At 50.1% G+C, this 24,405-nt stretch carries 21 protein-coding genes; 15 read left to right on the forward strand and 6 right to left on the reverse strand.

Annotated elements, in window-relative coordinates; genetic code table 11:
* Positions 1-203: 203 nt before the first annotated feature.
* Positions 204-1,922, reverse strand: a complete 1,719-nt coding sequence (gene poxB, locus KRX19_02040; protein ID MBV7433792.1) for a ubiquinone-dependent pyruvate dehydrogenase — start codon at positions 1,920-1,922, stop codon at positions 204-206.
* An 84-nt stretch (positions 1,923-2,006) separates the two neighbouring features.
* Positions 2,007-3,593 carry a GMC family oxidoreductase N-terminal domain-containing protein gene (locus KRX19_02045; protein MBV7433793.1) on the reverse strand — a complete coding sequence of 529 codons (1,587 nt, stop codon included), beginning with the start codon at positions 3,591-3,593 and terminating at the stop codon, positions 2,007-2,009.
* A 228-nt stretch (positions 3,594-3,821) separates the two neighbouring features.
* Between KRX19_02045 and KRX19_02050 the strand changes: the two genes are divergently transcribed.
* A complete protein-coding gene (locus KRX19_02050; protein MBV7433794.1) occupies positions 3,822-4,433 on the forward strand; it encodes a potassium channel family protein in 612 nt (203 codons plus the stop codon).
* Here the strand turns inward: KRX19_02050 and KRX19_02055 are convergent, their stop codons facing one another.
* From KRX19_02055 to KRX19_02065, 3 genes are read right to left on the reverse strand one after another with little or no spacing between them, the layout of a single operon-like run.
* Complete coding sequence (locus KRX19_02055; protein ID MBV7433795.1) at positions 4,434-4,979, reverse strand: DNA polymerase III subunit chi; 546 nt, start codon at positions 4,977-4,979, stop codon at positions 4,434-4,436.
* Complete coding sequence (locus KRX19_02060; protein ID MBV7433796.1) at positions 4,900-5,763, reverse strand: D-amino-acid transaminase; 864 nt, start codon at positions 5,761-5,763, stop codon at positions 4,900-4,902. The genes KRX19_02055 and KRX19_02060 overlap by 80 nt, the downstream gene beginning before the upstream one ends.
* A complete protein-coding gene (locus tag KRX19_02065) occupies positions 5,756-6,964 on the reverse strand; it encodes an argininosuccinate synthase (protein ID MBV7433797.1) in 1,209 nt (402 codons plus the stop codon). Before KRX19_02065 ends, KRX19_02060 begins: the two co-directional genes overlap by 8 nt.
* 258 nt (positions 6,965-7,222) lie before the next feature.
* Here KRX19_02065 and KRX19_02070 point away from each other — a divergent pair, with 258 nt between their 5' ends.
* The 12 genes from KRX19_02070 to KRX19_02125 all read left to right on the forward strand — a co-directional run bounded on the left by KRX19_02070 (position 7,223) and on the right by KRX19_02125 (position 19,907).
* The gene (locus tag KRX19_02070) at positions 7,223-8,074 is read left to right on the forward strand and encodes a DegV family protein (GenBank protein MBV7433798.1); all 852 of its coding nucleotides are present in this window, start codon (positions 7,223-7,225) and stop codon (positions 8,072-8,074) included.
* Between the two features lie 12 nt (positions 8,075-8,086).
* On the forward strand, positions 8,087-8,557 hold the full coding sequence (gene rlmH / locus KRX19_02075; protein ID MBV7433799.1) for a 23S rRNA (pseudouridine(1915)-N(3))-methyltransferase RlmH: 471 nt from the start codon (positions 8,087-8,089) through the stop codon (positions 8,555-8,557).
* Positions 8,558-8,733: 176 nt separating this feature from the next.
* Positions 8,734-9,630: a siderophore ABC transporter substrate-binding protein gene (locus KRX19_02080; protein ID MBV7433800.1), complete on the forward strand. Its 897-nt coding sequence runs from the start codon at positions 8,734-8,736 to the stop codon at positions 9,628-9,630.
* 153 nt (positions 9,631-9,783) lie between these two features.
* A complete protein-coding gene (locus KRX19_02085) occupies positions 9,784-10,743 on the forward strand; it encodes an iron chelate uptake ABC transporter family permease subunit (protein MBV7433801.1) in 960 nt (319 codons plus the stop codon).
* A gap of 56 nt (positions 10,744-10,799) precedes the next feature.
* Entirely contained in the window at positions 10,800-11,363 is a 564-nt protein-coding gene (locus KRX19_02090) for a sel1 repeat family protein (GenBank protein MBV7433802.1), read from the forward strand.
* A gap of 74 nt (positions 11,364-11,437) precedes the next feature.
* Positions 11,438-12,394, forward strand: a complete 957-nt coding sequence (locus tag KRX19_02095; protein MBV7433803.1) for an iron chelate uptake ABC transporter family permease subunit — start codon at positions 11,438-11,440, stop codon at positions 12,392-12,394.
* Positions 12,391-13,146 carry an ATP-binding cassette domain-containing protein gene (locus KRX19_02100; protein ID MBV7433804.1) on the forward strand — a complete coding sequence of 252 codons (756 nt, stop codon included), beginning with the start codon at positions 12,391-12,393 and terminating at the stop codon, positions 13,144-13,146. Before KRX19_02095 ends, KRX19_02100 begins: the two co-directional genes overlap by 4 nt.
* Before the next feature lie 187 nt (positions 13,147-13,333).
* Positions 13,334-14,650: a patatin-like phospholipase family protein gene (locus KRX19_02105; GenBank protein MBV7433805.1), complete on the forward strand. Its 1,317-nt coding sequence runs from the start codon at positions 13,334-13,336 to the stop codon at positions 14,648-14,650.
* Between the two features lie 75 nt (positions 14,651-14,725).
* On the forward strand, positions 14,726-15,643 hold the full coding sequence (locus KRX19_02110; protein MBV7433806.1) for an AraC family transcriptional regulator: 918 nt from the start codon (positions 14,726-14,728) through the stop codon (positions 15,641-15,643).
* A gap of 86 nt (positions 15,644-15,729) precedes the next feature.
* Entirely contained in the window at positions 15,730-16,902 is a 1,173-nt protein-coding gene (locus tag KRX19_02115; GenBank protein MBV7433807.1) for an LLM class flavin-dependent oxidoreductase, read from the forward strand.
* Complete coding sequence (locus KRX19_02120; GenBank protein MBV7433808.1) at positions 16,899-18,986, forward strand: TonB-dependent receptor; 2,088 nt, start codon at positions 16,899-16,901, stop codon at positions 18,984-18,986. The genes KRX19_02115 and KRX19_02120 overlap by 4 nt, the downstream gene beginning before the upstream one ends.
* Positions 18,987-19,001: 15 nt before the next feature.
* Positions 19,002-19,907, forward strand: a complete 906-nt coding sequence (locus KRX19_02125) for an ABC transporter substrate-binding protein (GenBank protein ID MBV7433809.1) — start codon at positions 19,002-19,004, stop codon at positions 19,905-19,907.
* Between the two features lie 50 nt (positions 19,908-19,957).
* On the opposite strand, the gene KRX19_02130 is transcribed toward KRX19_02125, so the two are convergent.
* Complete coding sequence (locus KRX19_02130) at positions 19,958-22,072, reverse strand: TonB-dependent receptor (protein MBV7433810.1); 2,115 nt, start codon at positions 22,070-22,072, stop codon at positions 19,958-19,960.
* Between the two features lie 286 nt (positions 22,073-22,358).
* On the opposite strand from KRX19_02130, the gene KRX19_02135 reads away from it, so the two are divergent.
* On the forward strand, positions 22,359-23,093 hold the full coding sequence (locus KRX19_02135) for a DUF4198 domain-containing protein (protein ID MBV7433811.1): 735 nt from the start codon (positions 22,359-22,361) through the stop codon (positions 23,091-23,093).
* A gap of 190 nt (positions 23,094-23,283) precedes the next feature.
* Positions 23,284-24,393, forward strand: a complete 1,110-nt coding sequence (locus tag KRX19_02140) for an SIP domain-containing protein (GenBank protein ID MBV7433812.1) — start codon at positions 23,284-23,286, stop codon at positions 24,391-24,393.
* Positions 24,394-24,405 lie beyond the last annotated feature (12 nt).

Consider the following 24,405-nt stretch of genomic DNA (forward strand, 5'->3'; position numbering starts at 1 on the left):
AAACTGTAACACAAGACCCGATATGTGTCGCCACGCCTTTCTGTCCGGCAATACAGTCTAATTCCAGAAAAACGGTCACAGAGTGACCAAAAAATAAAACAAGAACAATGCCTTGTTTTTATGTTCTGTAACCGTTTTTCTGGAGTTCTACTATAAAAAGCCGCCCATAGCCTAAGAGGCTATGGGCGGCATCATTTCAGATCTTAAAGATTGGTTTTAATCAACTCTTTGATTTCATCACCACGCCCGTTCATGATCGCTTTGAGCATGAACAGGCTGAAGCCCTTGACCTGCTCCATTTTGATTTTTGGCGGCATAATCAGCTCTTGGGTGGCGGTATGCACGTCGAGGATGACCGGCCCGTCATGAGCAAAGGCATCGTGCAATGCGCCGTCGAGTTTGTCCGAGTCGGTGACGCGAATGCCCTTGATACCGGCGGCCTCGGCGATGGCGGCGAAGTCGGGGTTTTCAAGGTCGGTGGCGCTGTCGAGCAGTCCTGCCGCTTTCATTTCCAGTGCGACAAAGCCGAGTACGCTGTTGTTGAAGATAACTACTTTAACCGGCAAGTTCATCTGGCGCAGGGTGAGTAAATCGCCCATCAGCATGGCAAAGCCGCCGTCACCAGATAACGACACGACCTGGCGCTTGCGGTCTACACTCTGTGCGCCCATTGCCTGCACCATCGCGTTGGCCATCGAGCCGTGGTTGAACGAGCCAAGCAGGCGACGCTTGCCGTTCATTTTCAGGTAACGCGCCGCCCATACCGTTGGCGTACCGACATCAGCAGTAAAAATGGCATCGTCGGCAGCCAGTTCACTGATGCGCGAGGCGACGTATTGCGGGTGCAGCGGTTCTCCGGCTTTGGTCGGCTTGGCGAGGTGATCGAGGTCTTTGCGCGCTTCCTGATAATGACGCACGGCAGACTTGAGGAAATGTTCGCGTCGGATGTCGTCAATCAAAGGCAATACCGCTTTGCAGGTCTCTTTGACGTCGCCAACGATGCCCAAGTCCAGCGCCGTACGCTTACCCAATGCACCGGGATTAATGTCGACCTGAATAGTGGTCGCTTTTTTGGGGTAGAACGCGCGATACGGGAAATCCGTGCCGAGCATCAGCAGCGTGTCGCTGTTTTCCATCGCATGGTAACCGGATGAAAAGCCAATCAAGCCAGTCATGCCAACGTCGTAAGGGTTATCCCATTCAATAAATTCTTTGCCGCGCAGGGCGTGCACAATCGGTGCTTTGAGCCTTTCCGCCAGCGCAATGACTTCATCGTGCGCACCGGCGCAGCCGCTACCGGCAAAGATGGTAACTTTAGTGCTTTTGTTGAGCAATTCTGCAAGGCTTTTGATGTCGTCCTGGTGCGCAATCAGATTGGGCTTGCGCGGCGGCGTCCAGTGGGTTGATGCGCCTTCTGGCGCTTCGAGCATCGACACGTCACCGGGGATGACCAGCACCGCGACGCCACGCTTGCCGACCGCAGTATTCAGGGCGCGGAACAGGATTTCCGGCATCTGCGCAGGATTCGAGACCAGCTCGCAGAAATCACTGCATTCGCGGAACAGTTCCTCGGGATGGGTTTCCTGAAAATAACCAAGCCCGATTTCCGACGACGGAATGTGCGAGGCAATCGCCAGTACCGGTACATTGTTGCGCTGACAATCGAACAGGCCGTTAATCAGGTGCAGGTTGCCGGGGCCGCAACTGCCCGCACATACCGCCAGTTCGCCGGTAATCGCGGCTTCCGCACCCGCAGCAAACGCACCGCCTTCTTCGTGGCGGACGTGCATAAAATCAATTTTGCCGTTACGGCGCAGGCTGTCGTTGATGCCGTTCAGGCTATCGCCAGTGATGCCCCACACGCGCTTGACACCCGCATCTGCCAGTACTTCGACCAATAAATCTGCGATGGTTTTTGCCATGTTATCTCTCCTGTTTATCGTTGAATATACATATATTCCGATACTGTGTAACAGGATACGCCTGATATTACTGACCTTGCAATATCAGGAAAAATCTTCGCGCACGATACGCGCCATATTGCGCTCGGCAAGGCCAGTGATGAACACATATGGATTAACACCCGCACTACCGGGAATCAGCGCACCGTCCTGCACATAAATATTTTCGTGACCATGCACTCGCCCTACTTCATCTGTCGCTTTGCCGAGCACGCAGCCACCGAGTGGGTGGTAGCAAAAATCATCGCCGAAACCGTTGTTGAACAGCAACCGCGCGCGCGTACCGCCGTTGCTTTCCTTGAGGCGGGCAAGCAATTCTTTCGCACCTCGCACTGAGTAATCATTCTGCTCGCGCTTCCAGCTCAGCTTGACGCTATCCGAAACTTTATCGTAGTAATAGTGCGCACGCTCGGGGTTGTCGGTAATGGCTAGGAACAGCGTTGTCCACGTTTCAATGCCGAGCGGTAACGGGGCAATTTCAGCAAAGATTTTCTGCTCGAAATCGCCATCCCACATGTTGATGCCCTTAACCGGAATCGTCGATTGGTTAGCACCGGCAGCGTGGACAAAATTGCGCCCGGTCATGATGTTGCCGTTTGGCCCCCAGTGTTGGCCGATCTCATCATTGAGCTGAGGTAAATGCCCTTTGGCCTTGCTCTTGAGCAGCAGCTCTGAAGTACCGGTACTGCCCGCGTTGAGGAACAACTTGTCGCAAGTGTAGCGTTCGCGGGTGACGACGTCTCCGTCGGTATTGAGTTCGTGCACTTCCAGCCCGATTTTGCCGTCTTCAAGCTGATGCACAGACGCAACCTGGCGCAAGGTTTTCAATTGCAAATTGCCGGTTTGTTCGGCTTTTTTCAGGTAGGTTTGATCGAGGGAAAACTTGCCCGCATTGTTGCCATAAATCACTTCCCCGCCCAATGCCGAGGCGTACACTTCGCCCTTGGCTTCGCGCTGCATGTAGTCGAAATCGTAGCTGTTGCCAAAAAACTCGGTTTTCAGCCCCGCTTTATGCGCCTGACGCTCGGCGGCACGGGTGAATTCGTAGTATTTACTGTCGTTGAAAAACGCTTCGGGAATCTGGCTAACGCGCAATTCGCGCAGCGCGAGCGGAAAGTAGGTGTCGTACATTTCTGCGGCATCAATCCACGGGAAAACCGTTTCAAAATGAGAGCGGCGCGGGGTAATGGCAATCGCGCCATTGACGATCGAGCCGCCACCGTAAGCGCGACCGGCAAAGACTTTCATCTCATCGTATTCAATCAGGTCGAGCACGCCGGGATAGCGAGAAATCGGCTTGGGAATGGTAATTGGCGCATTGGGAAAATTGCGGAACCAACTAGAGCGCTTGTCCGCGCCAATCATGCTGCAAAAGGTATCGTGATCGGGGCTGCGATCCCAGCGCATGCCCATTTCCAGCATCAGCACTTTGTGCCCCTGCTCAGTGAGGCGCAATGCGGAAACTGCCCCACCGTAGCCACTGCCGACGATGATATTCGGTACATGGCCAATATTGCTGATGTGCTCGGGTAATCTGCGCATCGTGCTGCACCCTGTAAGGCCGGTGCCAAGCCCACTACTTAGAGCGGCGGCGCCAATGCCAGCCTGCCTGATAAATGTGCGTCGTTGCATGGGTATCCCCTGTCAACCAAACGGATGTTTTACCATAATTACATCCGTTTGACATTCATTCACAGGCGGAAAATCTTCAATTTTTCTGATTTGTAAGCATCCTGAGGATATGATTAAATTTAGGTCATGGATAAATAAAGTATGCATGGCATACACGTGGGCTCACTACCCACGTCTAAGTAATAAAGCACGGCTATCACTGGTTAAATAAAATACAAGGATGCGTTGATGTCACCAAAAAAAGTTCTCACTGATCACCACATCAGTTCATTACAGCAAAATTTAAAGGTTGAAACGCTGACCGAACGCTTCGTCAACTATTGTGCTCCCCCGCAAGGGAAAGAGCGCAGTAAGTTGGCTCGCGGCGTCATTACGATGTTCGTATCACTACCTTTCTTATTCTATATTTTTGCATTATTTGATATGCCGTATATGTCGCATATTATGGCGGTATATTCTGCGCTGATCCTTTATATCTATGTGCGCTTGATCACCGAGTTCAAACGCTACATGAACTATCATGATAATTTATTCAATTTCGTTAAAATCGAGTTGATCATTTTTATAAACTTGATCATTTATTTTGGCTTTGTTTATTATTTTCTAGGGGTTACCGATAGCAGCAGCTTTAATGAGCCACTGGAGTTGTTTGACGCCATGTACTTTAGCCTGATCACCATTTCAACGGTTGGCTACGGACATTATTATCCGATGTCGATGCTCGCTAAATTACTGGTGATGTCTGAGATACTGATCGGCATGTGGATGGTCATGACGGTTTTGCCTGTCGTGATTAACGAACAGAGCAACCGGCAAGATAATAGTAACAACGCCAATTAACTACAGCTTGTGCGTCTGTGGCTCATGGCCGCGCTGGCGGTAAGCCGCAAAGCGCTTGCGTGTGGCGTTCAGGATATCGCTGTGTTGGGTCACGATTTCAAAAATGCGATTACAGCTGCGCGGGATGTCGGGGGTCGGATCAAGGCTGAGATTGATGATCACATCTGCTTCATTGACGCGCGCAGGCGGTACGGCGAGCCAGATATTGGCGTATTTTGCCATCTCATCATCAAGTAAGCTGTGTGGAATAAAGCTTTCCGGCTTAAACGACCACAGTAGCTCATCAAGGGCAGCCGCCATATCATCATCTGCGCAAAGAATCAGGGTACGCAGATTTTCCTGTGCGGCTTTTTCAACCAAGGTACAAGTCAGTTGCAGGCGCTGCTTTACGTCCGCCCCTTCGGGCAGGACGTAAAAGCGCACTGTTTTGCCTGCGCCAGCATTAATGCCAGCACTATCACTACTATTAGCGACCGCGGACACGTTCGAGATAGGCTTCGCGCAGTGCGAGGCTTTTCCGGCCAGGTTTACCACTGCCAATAGCATGACCATCAATAGCGACGACCGGCATAATCAACGCACCAGCAGAAGTCGCAAAGGCCTCATCCGCGCACAGTGCTTCTTTCGGCGTAAATGCGCGTTCAACCAAGGTCAGGCCATGGTCACCCAGAACCTCAATGAGTGTACGGCGGGTGATGCCATGCAGGATGTCGTAATCCAACGGGCGAGTGAATACACGATCACCCTTGATGATCCAGACGTTATTTGAGCTACCCTCAGTAATATAGCCTTGGTCATCAACCATCCACGCATCATCATGGCCGGCATCAAGCGCAATCATTTTTGCCAGAGATTGCGCGAGCAGTTGTGTGGTCTTGATGTCGCGGCGTTGCCAGCGGATGTCGTGCATGGTCATTACGCGTAAGCCTTTTTGTACCTTAGGATCAGCCAGTAATGTCTTCTGCTGGGTGAACATAACGACGTTCTGGCGCATATCCGGATCAAAGACAAAATCGCGATCAGCCGCACTGCCACGCGTAACTTGCAGATAAATAACACCTTCATCCAGCTTGTTATCAATGATTAGTGCTTCTTGAATGCTGACGATCTCTTCTGCTGACATCGGCATAGGCATGTTCAGCTGGCCGAGCGAACGCGCAAGGCGCTGCAAGTGCGCTTCGTTGTCGAGCATTTTTCCGCCGATCACTGCACTCACTTCGTAGACCGCGTCCCCCATCAGGAAGCCACGGTCAAAAATAGAAATTTTTGCTTCGCTTTCGGGAACAAATTCCCCATTGACGAAAACAGTACGTTCTTTGCTGTTAGCCATTATCTCGCCCCTTCGCGGCACCAATTCTCAGGCGCAATGCGTTGAGTTTGATAAAGCCTGCTGCGTCTTTATGGTCATACGCTGCTTCATCATCGAAGCTGGCGATAGCATTATCAAACAAGGTATCTTTTGAGCTGCGACCAAGCACAGTGACGTTGCCTTTATACAATGACAGGCGCACTTCACCATTGACGCTTTCCTGACTTTGGTCAATCAGGCCTTGCAGCAGCTTGCGCTCAGGCGCCCACCAATAGCCGTTATAGATCATTTCAGCGTATTTCGGCATCAATTCATCTTTAAGGTGCGCAACTTCGCGGTCAAGCGTGATTGATTCAATCGCGCGGTGTGCTTTGAGCATGATCGTGCCGCCGGGCGTTTCATAGCAGCCGCGGCTCTTCATACCCACGTAGCGGTTCTCAACGATATCGATGCGACCAATACCGTTCTCACCACCAAGGCGGTTCAGCTCGGCGAGCATCTCATGAGGTGCGAGGCGCTTGCCGTTGAGCGCGACCGGATCACCTTTTTCGTAGGTCAGGGTAATTTCAGTTACTTCATCCGGTGCTTGCTGAGGAGAAACGCTGCGCAGCCACATATCTTCACCCGGTGCGGTGTCGGTGTCTTCCAGTTCATTGCCTTCATAGGAAATGTGCAGCAAGTTAGCATCCATCGAATAAGGTGCTTTACCTTTTTTCGCGGTAATATCGATACCATGTTCAGCTGCATATTTGAGCAGCTTCTCGCGGCTGAGCAGATCCCACTCACGCCATGGTGCAATCACTTTAACTTCTGGCAGCAGCGCATAAGCACCAAGCTCAAAGCGCACTTGGTCGTTGCCTTTACCAGTCGCACCGTGAGCAATCGCGTCCGCACCGGTCTCTTTGGCGATTTCAACCAAACGCTTGGTGATCAGCGGACGGGCAATAGACGTGCCGAGTAAGTATTCACCTTCATAGATGGTATTGGCGCGGAACATTGGGAAAATATAGTCGCGAGCAAATTCTTCTGTCAGGTCTTCAATATAGATTTCCTTGACGCCAAGCGCTTGCGCTTTAGTACGCGCTTGCTCGACTTCTTCACCTTGGCCGATATCTGCGGTAAAGGTGACGACTTCGCACTGATATTTATCTTGCAACCACTTGAGGATAACCGAGGTATCCAGGCCACCAGAATAGGCGAGTACGACTTTTTTAACTGACATGTTTGCTCCTTGAACCCGAGTAAAAGGACTATTCTAACGCAGCGCTTGAAGCGGTGAAATAAAAACGCAATACCTTAAATTGATGTTTAAGGTACTCGTGGCTTTATAGCAAGCCACTACGGAAATAGCGGCTTGGAGACAATTTGAAGAACAAAGAGACTATACCAACGTTTGTTATACTGATTTTATGTTAATGTACATAATTAATTTGTTTAGGTGTACTGTCCATATTATGGATAATCTTTGGATAGAAATACAATGAAAGACTGGATTGTCGCTGCTGATTCAACAAGCTGCCTGGATTTCGTTCAGGTTGAGCACAATATCGAAACGCTACCTCTATATTTGCATATGCATGGCAAACGACTTCGTGATGTTATTGACATCAGCTCTGAAGATTTTATCCGCTGGATGATCAAATATCCTGAGGAATTACCTTATTCATCACCACCTGAAACCAAAGATATTGTTCTGCTTTATGAAGGATGGGTAAAACGTGGCATCAAAAAAGCCATCTTAATTACCTTGTCTTCCAGAATCAGTGAGACATACCAGCGTGCATTACGCATTGCACAGCAATACCGCGACCGTATTCACATTGAGGTATTTGACTCACGTACAACACTCTACGGTCAGGCGATGCTCGCACTTGAAGCAGAAAAGCAAATGAGCAAGGGTATTCCACTTGCAGCTGTTATTGCGCAGCTTGAATATCTGCGTTCGCATAGCAGAGTCTATTTCACTGTCGGCAAGCTGGACTACCTGATAAAAAACGGCCGCCTGTCGCCTACAAAAGGAATGATTGGCCGGTTATTTAATATCAAGCCAATCATGTACTTCGACAGCAGCGGCACAATCACTCCCGTAGATAAAGTCCGTAAACTGACGAGTGCACAATCACGTATTATTAATCAGGTGAAGCAATTTATTGGTCCGCGTAAAGCACAAATCTACGTCATGCGCTCTCTTGATAAAGCAGGTGAAGATTTTGAACAAACAGTAAGTGACACTTTTCCGGATCATGAGGTAATCAGCTTACCTCCTTCACCAGTAATCGCTTGCCATACAGGCCCTGCGCTTTACGGCTTTGGTACATATATACCCTATTAATTCAACATTGATATGCACATCGAACTAATCGCCATAGGGCAAAAAATGCCAAGCTGGGTTAACGAAGGCTTTGAAGAATATCGCCAGCGACTACAAGCTGACGTCACGCTCTCACTCACTGAAATTCCGTTGCAAAAACGCGGCAAAGCCAGTCAGCTTGCCAGCGCACGGGCTAAAGAAAGTGAGCAGGTGATGAAGGCGATTGATGACGATGCTTATGTCGTCACCCTCGATATTCCGGGCAAAATCCACACCAGCGAATCACTTGCTGACCGACTGCGGTTCTGGCAGGAAAATACACGCAAGATGGTGCTGATTATCGGCGGGCCGGAAGGGCTAAGCCCGGAAATGAAGGCACGCGCCAATGAAAGCTGGTCTCTCGGCAAGCTGACGTTGCCGCACCCACTGGTGCGTATCGTCGTCGCGGAAGCCCTTTACCGCGCATGGTCAATCAACAACAACTTACCTTACCATCGCGCTTAAGCACTTCTCAAAACAAGTTTTATTTTTTAAATCAAAATCTTGATGTGATTTTTGCTTTCTCATCTCGATGGCTTTTTTGATCTAGCCGTGATCAATTACGTTATTGTAAACACGTACCAATATGATAACGCTTTGCATTAAGATGTTCGCCTTAATCAATTCAATTGGAGAAGTTTATGAAAAAAACGATCCTTGCAGCCCTTTGTGCTTTAACCCTACCTGTTTCTGCATTTGCGGTTGATATTGAATCCGCACGCGGCACCATCGATGCACCGGAGAACCCACAAAAAGTGGTAACTTACGACATTGGTGTACTTGATACGCTAGACGCACTTGGCGTAGAAGTTGCCGGTGTGCCTAACAAATTGTTTGTCGATTACCTTGAGAAAGGTGATGCGGAAGAAGTCGGTACATTGTTTGAGCCAAATATTGAAGCACTTGCAGCTTTACAGCCAGACTGGGTTGTTGTTGCTGGTCGCTCAGCCAAACAATACGATGCTGTCGGACAAGTTGCGCCCACAGCTGATCTTACCATCGCCAGCGAAGACCTCTACAATCAGGCATTGACCCGCCTTGATGACCTCGGCAAAGTCTTCGGTAAGGAAGACGAAGCAGCGGCGATCAAAGAGCGCCTCAACGGCCTGCGCGATGCAGTTAAAGCCAAGACCGAAGGTACTGGTAAAGCGCTGATGCTGCTGGTGAGTGGCCCTAAAATCTCACTTTACGGCCCCGATTCTCGCGGCGGCTGGTTAGAGAAAGATCTTGGCTTTGATCTCGTTGAAGCCGAGCGCGCGCCAAATGTCCACGGTGGCTCTGAAGGTATCTCATTCGAATACATTGCCGAAGAAAATCCTGATTGGCTGATCGTGATCGACCGCGCTGCGGCAATCGGTAAGGATGACCTCGAAAACGCCAAATCGGTGCTCGACAATGAGGTCGTTGCGCAAACCAACGCATGGAAAAATGGCAATGTGATCTATCTAAACCCAGCTGATATTTATATCGCGGTAGGTGGTGTTCAAGCGATGGAAAACATCATGAAGCAGCTTGATGAAGAGCTTCCGGCCAAATAAACCATCGTTTACAAACAGGCCAAGAGACTCATACGACACATAAAGATGCGTGATCTTATTTGGATACCAGCTTTGCCCGTATGAGTTTTTTGGATCAAGCTATAGCGATCAAGGCGTAGCTATTGCTGCGCCTTTTCTTTGATCAACAAAATTATGCCCAATCGAGTTCATCCCATTGCCGCCATTGCACTACTGCTGGTGCTATTCATTATTAGCCTCTTTATTGGCGTGAGCAGTCTGACTTTGAGCAACTTACTCGAGCCCGATAAGCTGGAAATTTTCCTCGTCAGCCGTGTACCGCGTAGCTTCGCCGTTTTATTAACCGGTGTTTCAATGGCAGTTGCCGGGCTGGTGATGCAAATGGTGGTGCACAACCGCTTCGTCGAGCCGACCACAGCCGGTACTGCACAAGGTGCAGCACTGGGCTTGCTCGCAGCCATTTTACTGTTCCCGTCCGCACCGGTGATGGGCAAAATGCTGATCGGTAGTGCTGGTGCAATCATCAGTATGTTGGTCTTTTTGCGCATGGCACGCCATATTCCACCATCTGACCCATTGCTACTACCATTAGTCGGGCTGATTTATGGCGGCGTCCTCGGTGCATTGGTCACTTTTATCGCTTACGAAAAAGACTTACTGCAAGTGGTGGAAATTTGGTTTAACGGTGATTTTTCCGGCATTTTGCGCGGCCGTTACGAGCTTTTATGGGCTGGTGGCGTGGCTGCAATCATGCTTTATCTACTTGCCGACCGCCTGACTATCGTCGGCATGGGTGAGCAGATGAGTCACGCACTCGGCATTCCGTACCGGCAGCTGGTGTTGCTCTCTATGACCATGGTTGCCGTGATGACAGCACTGGTCGTCATCACCGTTGGTATGGTGCCCTTTATCGGGCTGGTTGTGCCCAATATTGTGCGCCGCTTTGTTGGTGACAATATCCGCCATGCTCTGCCGTGGGTCGCTTGGACGGGTATGGTTATGTTGCTTATTTGTGACATCCTCGCGCGCACCATTCGCTTTCCCTATGAAATACCGGTCAGCGTCATTTTTGGCGTCATTGGTGCAGTGATCTTTCTGTATTTATTGATTCGCCCCATTCGCCAAAAAAATTAATCGTTTAATATGGCGACTTACCATAATTACCCAAATACCCCACCCAGGAATCAAAAATGGCCAAACGACTACAGACTTTCTCAATAGCTATACTCAGCCTCATGGCTATTACCGCCGTTGCAGCCGACTGCGATAGCGGCAATGACTGCTTCCAAAAAGCCGATGAAGCCCTGATCACAGGCAACTATGAGCAAGGATTCGAGCTCGCCAACCAAGGCTGTGACAAAGGCAATGCCGATTCATGCGCTGCAGTTGGTACCATGTACCAGCTTGGGCGCGGTGTGGCACAAGACATCGAGCAGGCCAACCGCCATCTCGAGCAAGCCTGCGAACTCGGCAGTGGTGATGGCTGTGCAGTACTTGCCAGCGTTTACTTGAGTGGCCAAGGTGTAGCGCAAGATCTTGATAAAGCCTACAGCATGGCAGCCAATGGTTGTAATGTAGACAACGCCATTGCCTGTATGTTGCTCGGATCGATGCAACTTTCTGGTCAAGGCAGCACTCAAGACATTGAAGCAGGGCAAGCCAATCTCGATAAAGCCTGCTCCATGGAACCACTGGTATGCCCATCAATCGAGCAAATCCGTGATGCGGCCAAGCAAGCTGGCGTAATTCAATAATGTCATTCGCGCAGCATCAGGGCCATACGCCCTATACAGCCAGTCAGGACACTGAATAACCCTTTACTATAATCATGCCAACCACACGCTACACCCACCGCCTCCTCATTCTCCTTATGCTACTCGCGATCAGTACTGCTGTTTTTCTTTTTTGGCAAAGCCGTGGCAGTTGGGATTTAATCTTGCCGTTTCGTGGGCAAAAAATTATCGCTCTACTGCTTACAGGTAGCGCGATAGCCGTTGCCACCATCGTCTTCCAGACGCTCACCACCAACCGCATCCTCACTCCTTCGATTATGGGGCTGGATGCGCTGTATTTACTGCTGCAAATTGTTGCCGTCGCGGTGCTTGGTGGAAGTGGCTATGCCCAGCTCGATGCACGCTGGCAATTCCTGATCGATGTTGTCTTAATGATGGGCGTCGCCGGGCTGCTGTTCGGCGTCCTGATGCGTTATTTCAACCGTGAACTCTATCGCCTGCTGCTGATCGGCGTGATTTTTGGCGTACTGTGCCGCAGCCTGACCAGCTTTGTTTCACGCGTACTCAGCCCTGAGGACTATGCAGTATTCCAAGGTGCGGCGTTTGCCCAATTTAATCGCATCGACAGCACCCTGCTCGGCGTTGCTGCGATTTGCATGATCATTTGCTTAGCCATTATTTGGCACAATCGCCACGTTCTCGACATCATCGCGCTTGGGCGCAACCCCGCTATTGGGCTCGGCATAAACCACAAGCGCGTCATGACCGGGCTGATGATGACCGTTGCCGCACTTGTCGCCATCTCTACTGCACTTGTTGGCCCGGTATTGTTCTTCGGGTTACTGGTCAGTGCTCTCACTTATCGCTTATTCCCCGTTCCTTACCACCGTATTTTGTTGCCCGCTGCTGCGCTGCTTGCCGGCCTCGTACTCGTTGCCGGACAACTCATCTTTGAGCGCCTTCTCGGCTTTGCGGCTACCCTTAGTGTGGCAGTCGAGCTGCTTGGCGGCGTCGTATTCATCATTCTGTTACTCAAAGCAAAACGCCTATGATTACCGTCCAACACCTCAATCACGCCTACGGCAAGGCACCTATTCTTCAAGATATCAATCTCACCTTACCCAGCAAACAACTCAGCGCTATCATTGGCCCAAACGGTGCAGGTAAATCGACCCTGCTCAGCCTCATCGCACGCCTTGAGACCTTACAAAGTGGCGAAATACATATCGACGACATGAGCATCCGCGACACACCGACCGCAAAGCTCGCGCAGAAAATGGCAATCTTGCAGCAGCATACCCAGTTTCTCAGCCGCCTGACCATTAACGACCTACTGCTGTTTGCACGCTATCCGTACCACAAAGGCCGCCCGAAAAAGCATGACCACGACACCGTCGCGCAAATGCTCGATTACTTCCAGCTCAGCGACTACCGCCAGCGCTTTATCGATGAACTCTCTGGTGGTCAACGCCAGCGTGCCTTGGTCGCGATGGTCTTTGCACAAGACACCGACCTCATTCTGCTCGACGAACCACTTAACAACCTCGACATGTACCACGCGCGCCAGCTGATGCAAACCCTGCGTACCGCCGTTGATGATTGGGGAAAAACCATTGTCATCGTCCTACACGACATTAATTATGCCAGCCACTACGCTGACCACATCACCGCCATGCAAGACGGCAAAATATTTGCCAATGGAAACACCCGCGACGTCCTTACCCAAAGCACAATCAGCAATTTGTACAACATCGAAGTCGATATCATTGAGCATCACGGCAAGCCGCTGTGTGTACACTTCTAGGTAATGCCATCACGAAATACACAATCTTCGGAGCAATACGCTTTGCGGATCTCACAGTAAAGATCGCTGTATTAGAAAATTACTTCATACAATATAGCGACACAGCTTAATAGCGAATTTAAACGATTAAACCAATTGATCGAGCGTCCGTTATAATCGCGTTTCTATCTACCAATAGAAACAGACCATGAAATTACACCACCTGCTTTTGACGCTCGCCGCACTCGTCTTTTATGGCTGCGCAAGTACGCCTTTTGAGCCCGCTGCAACCATCAGCGATGTCGCGCAGAACGAAGGTTATCGCGCCAACAACCTGATCAGCGAAAAATACCGCCACGATCCATTGTTCGTCACCGTGATGTTTTCTGGTGGAGGCTCGCGCGCAGCAACCTTTGGTTACAAAGTGCTTGAAGCACTGCGTGAGCAAGATGACGGCAAAGGCGGGCATTTACTCGACCATGTCGGGCTGACATTTGGCGTCTCTGGTGGGTCTGTCATATCTATGTACTATGCCTTGCATGGCGAAGATACCTTCCCTCGCTTTGAGCAAGTATTTCTACGCCAGGACTTTCAGGGCAACGTACTGGATAAGCTGTTTTCATCAGACTATCTATTTTGGCTGTCCTCCCCAGAATATGGCCGTGGCGACCTGCTCGCACGCCAATTTGACGAACACCTTTTCCACGGTGCAACTTTTGGCGACATCCTCAAGCAGCGCAAAGGCCCCATGTCGATCATTACAGCCAGTGATTTCACCGCCGGACATCGCTTCAATTTCATTCAAGATTATTTCGACATCATCTGCCTTGATCTCGGCAAATACTCCATCGCACGCGCAGTTGCTGCATCGAGTGCTGTACCGGTTATCTTTACCCCAATCACCATCAACAACAACGCTGGCAACTGCAATTACCGGCCATCCAAGCTGATCGCAGGTGCTGAAAAAAGTGCTGAATCGGTCAGTGAACCGACTGACCTTGCCGCTGTTCGCGACGCTTTCTCCGATCGCAACAAGCGCCCGTATCTGCACCTGGTTGATGGTGGGCTGAGTGACAACCTCGGCTTGCGTACCCTGCTCGATTTATCACATCTAAGCGATCAAAGCGAAGCGCTACCCATTGCGGTTGATCACCATGAAAAGCTGGTTTTTATCAGCGTTGATGCAGCGCGAGACATCGATTACAGCGCCGATAAAACTGCGAAAATACCCTCTATTACTACAGTAATAGAAAAGGCGATCGACAATACCATCGACCGCTACTCACATGAAACCGTGCGTCAGTTCGAGCGCTATCTCGCCAGCGAAAGCAACAATCTTCCGGTCGATGTGTATTTCATTCGCTTGAACCTTGCTGACCTCAAGCCATCGCCACTGCGTGACAAAGTTCAAAGTATGTCTACCAGCTTCCGAATTGAGGCAGATGAAATAGAAGCGCTACAGGAAGCCGTGGCTGAGCTACTCGATCAATCCGAAGCCTACCAGCGCTTACTGAATAGCTTGTAAATGGGCACGCTAGATATTGCTCATGTTAATATTAAGGTGACGCATTGATAATGACACCTATTCACAATCAATACTATGCCACCAACCCCGATTACGCTGAATCATGAAGACTGGCAGCAAACCGTATCATCTGCGGTTTGCTCGATTCACACCTGCACCCGCCCCGAAGTGCAAAGCGCTATCGAGCAGCACCATTTTCGCGATGGCTTTAGCCTTATGCGCCAATCTTTCACCAGCCACGCTCCGGTATGGCATCCGCCATTTGCCGATACGGGCTACATTGGCTTGTGCTTTGCGTTCAGTAATGCCGACAGCGACAGCCTTGCCCTCAAGCACCTTTATCACCGGCAAATGAATATCACCAGTGGTTATGCCTTTGACGGCGCAATCAATTACGCCACCGGCCAGCCACAGCACTACATCGCTTTGCAATTCTCACCTGACTACCTCGACAGCCTTGCCGAACAGGCCACCTTACCTAACTGGCTACAACGCCTGCGCCGCGAACGCGGTATCATCGAGCGTATCACCGTACCGCAGCGCCTGCGCGAACGTGCATGGCACATGCTCAAGCAACCACCAGCCGTACAGCTCACCAGCCGCCTGCGCATGGAATCTGCCGCGCTGGACTGGCTTGCCGACTGTCTTGAACTACGCCTCTCAAGCAGCAAGCACGACCCGCGCATCGACGACGTCATCGACATCATCCACAATGAATACGATCAGCACCTGACCATTGCCAAGCTTGCACAACGCTGCGGCATCAACACCTGCGACCTCAAAGCTGGCTTCAAACGCCGCACCGGTCACACCATCAATACCTACCTCACCCGCACCCGCCTGCAAGCCGCTGAATTACTGCTCGGCGAGCGACCGGATTTGAGCATCAATATTGTTGCCGCCTTGTGCGGCTACCAACCCGGCCACTTCAGCGCCACCTTCAAAAAGCATCACGGCGTCACGCCACAACAGTGGCGACAAAACGCCCGATAATTGCAGCAAAAAATGCCCGATAGTCGCATGAGCGAACAATAAAAAACGCTAATCTTTCGCATTCAATTTTTATACGAAAAACGAATGTGAATATCGGGTTCAGCTTATCCCCAACATGGCTCACGCCACAGCACGATCCATACCTGCACTACGACATTGCGCTGTATATCGATGTTGCGCAACGCGCCGAAGCCGCGGGCATTGATTTTATATTCAAGCCGGACAGCCTTTATCTCAGCCCCGATTCGCACAGTCACGCCCCCAAACACGGCAGCCTCGACCCAACCTTGCTGCTCGCCGCCATCGCGACGCACACCAAACGCATCACGCTGATCACAACCATCTCGACTACGTTTGTGCCGCCTTACCTGATTGCGCGGCAAGTACAAACCCTGCAATGGCTAAGTGACGGTCGTGCCGGCTGGAACATCGTCACCTCGCTTGACGGTGCCGCTCTGTTCGGACTCGATGCCATGCCCGATAGCCAAAGCCGTTACGCGCGTGCCCACGAAGTCACCGCATTGGTCAAAGCACTGTGGGCAAGCCATGATGAAGATGGCTTGCACACCGTTGAGCATCCTGATTGCTGTGGCGTGCTCAATGTACCAATGCACCCGCACGGTCAGGCCAAGCTGTTTCAGGCGGGTGCATCAGACGACGGGCGCGATTTTGCCGCCGCCACTGCTGATGCCATCTTTGCCGCCACACCAAATCTCGACAGCGCACTCAATCTCAAGCACGACCTGCAACAACGTGCCACAGCACAAGGGCGTGATGCAGATGCCGTGCGCGTCTTACCCGGCATTTATCTGTTTCTCGGTGAAACCCGCGATGCCGCACAAGCACTTTACGAACAGGCGAACAGCCACATCAGCCGCGAGCAGCGCCTCTGCGCACTCAACACTTTACTTGGTGCTGATTTCAGCCACTGCACTGATGACACCCGCCTCACCGAGAAAGACTTGCCACCAGCGACAACTACAACGCGCAGCCGCACCCACACTAACCTACTACGCCGCCTTATTTGCCGTGAATCACCAACGCTTGGCGAGCTGCTCATCCACCCCGAAGTCATTCATTCCGCGCATTGGGTCATCGTCGGCACGGCGGCCGATGCCTGCGCCGAAATTCGCCGCTGGCAAGATGCAGGCGCAATAGACGGCTTTATTGCTCTGCCCGGCGGTGGTGATGATTCCCTACAACGCTTTTTTGACCAACTTATGCCGCTCTTGCGCGACACCAACCGGAGACAATCATGAAACAAAAGACCCTCTACTGCACCATCGCACTCTTGCTCGCCAACGCCGCACAAGCGCAAAGCATCCAACCGGTTGCACTTGACGCCATCACCGTCACCGGTGAGCGCATCGAGCGCAACCTATTCAATACTGCCAGCTCGGTCGCCATCATCAGCGACGAGAAAATTGCCAACAACCCGCACCAGCAAACGATCAAAGAAACCATTGCCAACCTGCCCAATATCGCCCAACCCATGACGGTTGGCGCACCCATCATTCGTGGCCAGGCAACACAAGGGCCAAACGAACGCGCCACCGCCTTTTTTAGTGGCACCGTACCACGTGCGACCATCAACATTGACGGTCAACCACTGAGCTTTAACGATCTCAGCTTTGGCGTCAATAACCTGTGGGATGTCGAACGCGTCGAAGCCTTCCGCGGTCCGCAAACCACCAGCCAGGGCGCAAACAGCATCGCCGGTGCCATTGTGGTCAACAGCAAAGACCCGACCTTCACCCCCGAAGCCAGCGGGCAGCTGATCTACGGCAGCCGTGACAAAAAGCGTGCCTCACTCGCCGCATCTGGTGCACTAATTGACGACAACCTTGCTGCGCGCATCGCACTCGACTACTACGACCGTGATACCTTCCGCCACTTCATCAACCCCGACTTCAACCCCGGCGACGCCAGCACTGATCTTCAGGCAAAAAATGCACGGGTCAAGTTTCTCTACCTGCCAAGCGCCATCCCAGAACTCGAAGCCAAGCTGACCTTGAACCACCGCGACTCGACCGGTCCACAGGCCGAAGTCGTCAGCGAACCCTTCAGCGCGCTGCAAGACGACCGGAATACCGAGGTCAGCTGGAAAATCAACAGCAATGCCGCGATTGCCGATCTGAGCTACGATTTCAGCCCAAACGTCACCTTGCACAACCAGCTACAGGCCAGCAAACTTAACGTTCGACGCATCACCAACCCCATGGATAACGGCGGTGCAAATATCGACCAGCATGACATTAGCAACGAAACTCGCCTGACTTTCTCAAGTGACGACAAAAGCCTCAGTGGCGTTGGTGGACTGTACCTGCGCCGCACTGATGCAGAAGAATCCCTGTCAACCTTCGGGCGGCAACCCGGCACCATCCTCAAGCATATCTTTGATGACGAAAAACGCAGCAGTGGCGTGTATGGAGAACTCACCTATCAGGTCACTGACCAACTCGCCCTGACCGGCGGTTTGCGTTGGCAACAAGACAGCTTCCAGCGTAGCGGCAGCAGCGGACTGGCTCCCGGTATGCACCTAAACTACGATGGCAGCTTCCACGCACTGCTGCCTAAATTCGTCGCCAACTACCAATTCAATGACCAATTCAACGCCGGCGTCATGGTCAACAAAGGCTACAACCCTGGCGGCGTCAGCTTCAGCTTTACCCAGCGTAAATTCATTCCGTTCAAGCCCGAGCAAGTGTGGAACTACGAGCTGTTCAGCCGTGCCAGCCTACTCGACAACCGCTTGCACCTCAATGCCAACCTGTTTTACAGCGACTACAAAGACGCACAGCGCTTTGTGCGCATCCCACTACCCAACCCTGGAAACAGCGGTTTAAACGCCGACACCTTCACCGTCAATGCCGAACGCGCCACTGCATGGGGCAGTGAATTGGCCGCTGATTATGCGGTCAACGAGCGCCTCAACCTCAATGCCAACCTCGGCGTACTCAAGACCAAAATCAACCGCTTCAGCAATACCGTTGCCGATTATCAGGGCAAATCATTCGAGCTTGCACCGAGCTACACCTTCGGCCTCGGCGCACAGTGGAAAATTAACGACCAATGGCAACTCTCAGGTAACCTGAAACGCACTGGCAGCTACTACAGCGACGACCTCAATACAGAAGGTTACAAAATCGCCCCATACACCGTGGTCAACGCCAAACTCGACTGGCAACCGCACGACAACATCAAGGTATTCACCTACGTCAATAATCTGTTCAATGACCAGTCGCCAACAGCCATTTTCGCCCCCGGCCGTGGCCAGAGCTTAAAAACAGCCGATATTGTCGCACCGCGCGAATTTGGTGTTGGCATCCGTGCGGATTTCTGAGGTGGATTTCTGAACATGAATTATTTTCGTAAACTGGCATTATTATCATCAATTGGCCTGTGCATACTCACTGCACAGGCGATGGAGATCGATACCGCACGTGGAACGGTCGATCTACCCGATGCACCACATCCATTGGTTGTCTATAATCTTGGTGCGCTGGATACATTGCTCGCGCTCGGCGTACCCATCGACGGTGTGCCGCAAAATACTTACCGCGAGCAAGATATACCCGGCAATCCTGCCCCTGTCGGCAGCATCTTTGAAGCAGATCTCGAAGCCGTCGCCACACTGCAACCGAAGCTGGTCATCGTCGGAGAACGCTCGCGTAAACAATACGACACCTTGCGCGAACTCGCACCCACCATTGATCTATCACTTGGCGCTAACGGCGGTGAACATATTTACCAAAACGGCATCACCCGCGCCCGCCAACTCGCCGCCCTATACGGCAAGCAAACCGAAGCTGAAAATCTTATCGCCAGCCTCGAAGCCAGCCGCGATGCAGCCAAAGCTGCCGCACAAAACAGCGGAAGCGGGCTAATCATACTGACCAGTGGCCGCATTATTTCGCTGCTTGGCAAAGACTCACTGATCGGCTGGCTGGTGCAGGAACTCGATCTTGACCTGATCGACGACAAACCACAAAGCCGCATCACCGACATCGAACCGATCAGTTTTGAATATCTCGCTGCCAAACAGCCCGACTGGCTGATTGTCATCGACCGAGACCAAGCCATCGGGCAGGCATCAGGCAGCAATGCCGAGACACTGTTTGATAACGAGCTGGTCGCGCAAACACCGGCGGCCAAAAATAAACGCATCATTTTCCTTGACGGCAAAGACGCCTCACTCGCCATAGGCGGCCTCAGCACAATGCAACGCACATTGGACACACTAGGTAATGCTTTGAAGCCATAAAAAAACCGCGCCAATAGTGGCGCGGTCCTTTAATTTCTGGTCAGGATAGATTAGAAATCATAGCGTAAATTAATAGCGAAATTACGTCCTGGCTGGGTGTAATTGTCAAGATTAATTGGCTTACCACTACGAGAAACACTGGGCAAGCCATTAACATCTGAACTGAGCCAGTACTTCTTGTTAGTAATATTATATACACCGGCAGTAATGGTCAGGTTATCAATAGGCTGCCACCAACCAGTTGCATCAATTACACCGAAGCCAGGCGTGCGGAATTGTGTTTCCTTGCTTGGTTTTTGTCCCTTGCCAGCCAGCGTCCAGTCAATGTTTCCACCCCATTTATTATCCTGATTGTAGCTCAGGCCAAAAATGGCTTTACTCGGGTAGGCCTGACTCAGGGTTACACCATGTGAAGCTTCGTTGCCAATGCGACCGCGCATCCATGCAACAGCGGCATGTGCATAAAGCTGCTGATTAATGGCGTAACCTGCTTCAAGTTCTGCCCCATAGGTTTTAGCTTCATTAACGTTGAATGGGCGTAATACGCTTTTTGGTACACCTTTGCTGGTCACACCAAAAGTACCATCGCGTTCAAAATCGATAAAATCACGGAATTGGCTGTAGAATCCGGTCACTTTGAATTCAAGCTGATCTGGCACTGCATAGCTGAAGCCGATTTCATAGTTGTTGGATTTTTCAGTTTTGAGATCTGGGTTAGGCAGAATAAAGCCAAAACCATGGTCAAAGCTACCGATATTACTCGCATCAGCAAGACGCGCACCACGCGAGTATGAAGCGAAAATATTACTGTTGTCATTGATCGGCATAACGACATTAATGCTAGGCGTCACAACAGTTGTGTTGCCATTTGGAATATAGCCATCTTGTGCGACTAAAGCTGGGTTAACTCGATAAGCCTGATCAACATCTGAGCTTAGGCGCTGATGTGCGATACGAATACCAGGAGAAACGCTCAAACCATTGGCAAAGGTCATCTGATCTTTAGCGTAAAGAGTGAAGGTGTCACGCTGAGTAACTGGCATATAGCGAATGCTGCCATACTTACTGTCAAGCCTATAATCAAATTCATCATTGTCATAAGCAGCACCGAATAAAAATTTATGCTGCATGCTGCCAAAATCAAGCTGCTTTACACCATCAAATTGTACGTTGAGATTATTTTGTTTGAAATGGCTGGTGCCATAAGTTTCTGTTGTTTGGCTGTAGTTATTAACAGAGGCTTGTACACTAGCTTTATCCAATCCCCAAACGTTGGTGAAATTACCTTCAGCCTTAAAACGTTTACGTTTCGTTGGATCCGTATGCGCTTTTGCTTGTGGATTATATCGTGGGATAACTTGCTGCTTGTGATCGAAATACTCACCAGTAAGGATGATGCTGCCATTTTCTACGGCTAGTTCACCTTTGGCAAGAATATTCTGCTGATCAATATCCTGCTTGTCGTGTAGTGTCTTATCTACGTCATTACCCATATTTTTAGTTTCATGGCTATGACGACGAGTATATGCAACCAGTCCACTAAGATTACCTTGAGCTGCAGCAACCATTGCTGTTGCACTTGCTCCTTTATCTTTGCTTGTGTAGCCAGTTTTTAGTGAAGCAAAAAAAGGAGCATCTGCATCAACAAGATCACTAGGATCATAGGTTTGCATATTCACTGATCCAGCAAGAGCACCACTATTTTGCTTAGGTGAATGTAGGCCTTTAACAATATCAATCTGTTTGAGAGTATCAGTCTCAACAAAATTACGACCTCCGGAGGTATAGGGTCCAAACGCAAAATATTCTGGCATTTTTTGACCATCAAGTGTCAGCTCCGTATAGTTCTCGCCAAATCCACGAATACGTAGTTGATCTGCACTACCATTACCAGAGGAATTAATTTCTACCGCTGGATTCTTCTTAACTGCGTCGCGCAAATTGTTCACACTAGGATTACGCAAAACATTCAAGTTAACCACATCTACATTTGGTAGAGTATCGTCAATATCATTAATCGTATTACCGATGATAGTAATTGGCTGAAGCTCTGCGGGTTGTTGTGCCAATCCAAAAACTGGTTGAGATTGCTCCTGTGCTTGTGCCGTAACGACCGATCCCGTCACAGCCAATATCACGCAGCGGCATAAAATATTTTTGTTCAATGTCTTTCTCCAAAATCTAAAAGAAAATCAAATATTAACGATAATACAAAGTATTAACCCGTAATTTCTTTACCAAACCAAATACCGCCTCACCTGATGCCGAGTAGTTATTTCAGTGTAAACATCAAAGATAATAAGTATCATTTATGACAAAAATTGTATCATTAATGACAATTAATATCAATTTTTATTAAAAGATAGATGACTTTCCAAACAGTAATAAAATTAGATTGCCTTACTAAATGTTACGTTATAACATTTAGTCTTCATTTTTAGGGAGATTCTTATGCTAAATCACAAACTTTTTGCAGCTGCTTTGCTTGCTATCGCCACACCACTGGCTTTTGGTCACGGCGCATGGGTTGCCGAACGCGTTGATGCACCAACTATCGTTTACGGCCATGGCGCAAGTGATGAATCCTATGACCCAGAAAAGATTACTTTCGTACAAACATTCGACGAACATGGTCAGCCGGTAGATATTAAGTTGGATAAACGGGAAAAAAATGCCGGCTTCAATGCAGATGATGCGTTTACTAGCGTAGCTGTCATTATGGACAATGGCTTTTGGACGAAAGACAGCAACGGCAAATGGCACAATCAGCCAAAAAATGAAGTAGAAGGTGCTCAGTCTGCAAGCCACTCCGTCAAGATTGCTTTTGGTATCACTGACCACGGAGACTTACCTACTATTGAAGCATTGCAAGAACTGCCGCTAGTCATCCTGCCACAAAGTGACGTGATGCACAGTAAGCTTGGCGACAATATTGATGTGATTGTTTATCATCATGGCAAACCCGTTGCTGATGCAAAAATTATTGCCGATTATGTCGGCGACAGCGAAACCGTGGTCGCAACCACTGATGCTCAAGGCAAAGCAAATCTAGCGGTACGCAATCAAGGGTTAAACGTCATTGCCGCCAGCTATAAAGTCGATCCGCCAGCTGATGAACAAGAAAAAGCGGATAAAGTCAGCTATACCACAACATTGTCATTCGTCAACGAACACCACGAGCACTGATCTTATCTCGTGACTATACTTAGGCCACCGCTTTCCTGCGGTGGCCTTTTAATAAGACACAAAATTTCCCAATATTGACTGGAAATATTTTCCCATTCTGTCATCCAATCATTGATTTAACATCAAGCTTTTCATAGCATAATATTTGAAATTAGTTCTCATTTAATATGTTTATCCCATTGGGAAATCTATGACTCAGTACACACCAATCACAGATCAGGATCAGAAGCTCGATATTATCGAACACGTCAATCAGGATCATCCCGAAGAACTGCTCACACTCACCCAATCATTTAGTGACTATCCAAATGCCACTAGCGCCACCATTGTCGATATGTACAATGAAGGCATACTTATCCGTGTACAGCCCGATAACATAGAAACCTTCATTCCCTTTCAGATTAAAGGTGAGCTCGAAGAGCAAATTCTCTACCTCGCCTATCTCGCAATGAGTAAACAGGGCAAAAGCTTCGACAATCGAAAGCAGTTCTTTACCGTTATCAGCAGCGAACACATCACCCCAAACATGCTGCGCATCCATATCGAAAGCCCCGCCCCCTTACCCGAGAACAGCCCCGGCTACGCTTACTGGTTCGCATTGAAAACCCTCGCAAAGCAGCCCGACCAACCCGTGCAGGAAACCGCAAACAACTGGACTGCTCGACTCTTTAACCGAGGCCTGCTGTGGCTGATGAAGCACCTTTCCAGCCAGCGGCGTAATCAAATCCTGCGCAGTATGAACAAAGGCGCACGCTATTACACCCTACGCAACGCATGGCGTAGCGATGACGGTGCGACTTTTGCCGACCGTGGCAGCATCGACGTTTTCCTGCACGGTGATACGCCCGGTAGTAATTGGGCACGCGGCCTTAAAGCTGGCGACATTATCCATAGCCAAGCAGAAACTGCCGATAAACATGCTCATTTACACCAAGGAAAAGCCCTGCTGATTGCTGATGAAACCGCTTATCCGGCACTTGCAGGCATCCTTGACCACTGGCAAAACGCTTCGCCACCACACATCATCATCCTGAGCACAGCCGATAGTGAGCAAGGTTACTTTACTGACGAAAGCTTCCCGGCCGGTAGTAACGCCATCCGTATCACCTGCTCGCCTGAACAACAAGGCGAGCGTACTATTGCTGCAATCAAAAGTTTGACGACTATTGATTGTGCATGGGGCGCACTGGAAAGCGAATCCGCCAAAGCTATTCGCCATCACCTGCGTAATCAACGGCTATTAAGCGGCAAGAATAATCACGTCAAAGCCTACTGGCGACTTAGATCCGACGAAGCCTGATCACTCACCCAC

The sequence above is a fragment of the Cardiobacteriaceae bacterium TAE3-ERU3 genome (genome assembly GCA_019218315.1).
In the GTDB taxonomy this organism is placed as follows: Bacteria; Pseudomonadota; Gammaproteobacteria; order Cardiobacteriales; family Cardiobacteriaceae; genus JAHUUI01.

Bases quoted from the DNA above. Each gene is read 5' to 3' on its own strand.
- poxB (MBV7433792.1), bottom strand. From the start codon at position 1,922: ATGGCAAAAACCATCGCAGATTTATTGGTCGAAGTACTGGCAGATGCG.
- KRX19_02045 (MBV7433793.1), bottom strand. From the start codon at position 3,593: ATGCAACGACGCACATTTATCAGGCAGGCTGGCATTGGCGCCGCCGCT.
- KRX19_02050 (MBV7433794.1), top strand. From the start codon at position 3,822: ATGTCACCAAAAAAAGTTCTCACTGATCACCACATCAGTTCATTACAG.
- KRX19_02055 (MBV7433795.1), bottom strand. From the start codon at position 4,979: ATGCTATTGGCAGTGGTAAACCTGGCCGGAAAAGCCTCGCACTGCGCG.
- KRX19_02060 (MBV7433796.1), bottom strand. From the start codon at position 5,763: ATGGCTAACAGCAAAGAACGTACTGTTTTCGTCAATGGGGAATTTGTT.
- KRX19_02065 (MBV7433797.1), bottom strand. From the start codon at position 6,964: ATGTCAGTTAAAAAAGTCGTACTCGCCTATTCTGGTGGCCTGGATACC.
- KRX19_02070 (MBV7433798.1), top strand. From the start codon at position 7,223: ATGAAAGACTGGATTGTCGCTGCTGATTCAACAAGCTGCCTGGATTTC.
- rlmH (MBV7433799.1), top strand. From the start codon at position 8,087: ATGCACATCGAACTAATCGCCATAGGGCAAAAAATGCCAAGCTGGGTT.
- KRX19_02080 (MBV7433800.1), top strand. From the start codon at position 8,734: ATGAAAAAAACGATCCTTGCAGCCCTTTGTGCTTTAACCCTACCTGTT.
- KRX19_02085 (MBV7433801.1), top strand. From the start codon at position 9,784: ATGCCCAATCGAGTTCATCCCATTGCCGCCATTGCACTACTGCTGGTG.
- KRX19_02090 (MBV7433802.1), top strand. From the start codon at position 10,800: ATGGCCAAACGACTACAGACTTTCTCAATAGCTATACTCAGCCTCATG.
- KRX19_02095 (MBV7433803.1), top strand. From the start codon at position 11,438: ATGCCAACCACACGCTACACCCACCGCCTCCTCATTCTCCTTATGCTA.
- KRX19_02100 (MBV7433804.1), top strand. From the start codon at position 12,391: ATGATTACCGTCCAACACCTCAATCACGCCTACGGCAAGGCACCTATT.
- KRX19_02105 (MBV7433805.1), top strand. From the start codon at position 13,334: ATGAAATTACACCACCTGCTTTTGACGCTCGCCGCACTCGTCTTTTAT.
- KRX19_02110 (MBV7433806.1), top strand. From the start codon at position 14,726: ATGCCACCAACCCCGATTACGCTGAATCATGAAGACTGGCAGCAAACC.
- KRX19_02120 (MBV7433808.1), top strand. From the start codon at position 16,899: ATGAAACAAAAGACCCTCTACTGCACCATCGCACTCTTGCTCGCCAAC.
- KRX19_02125 (MBV7433809.1), top strand. From the start codon at position 19,002: ATGAATTATTTTCGTAAACTGGCATTATTATCATCAATTGGCCTGTGC.
- KRX19_02135 (MBV7433811.1), top strand. From the start codon at position 22,359: ATGCTAAATCACAAACTTTTTGCAGCTGCTTTGCTTGCTATCGCCACA.
- KRX19_02140 (MBV7433812.1), top strand. From the start codon at position 23,284: ATGACTCAGTACACACCAATCACAGATCAGGATCAGAAGCTCGATATT.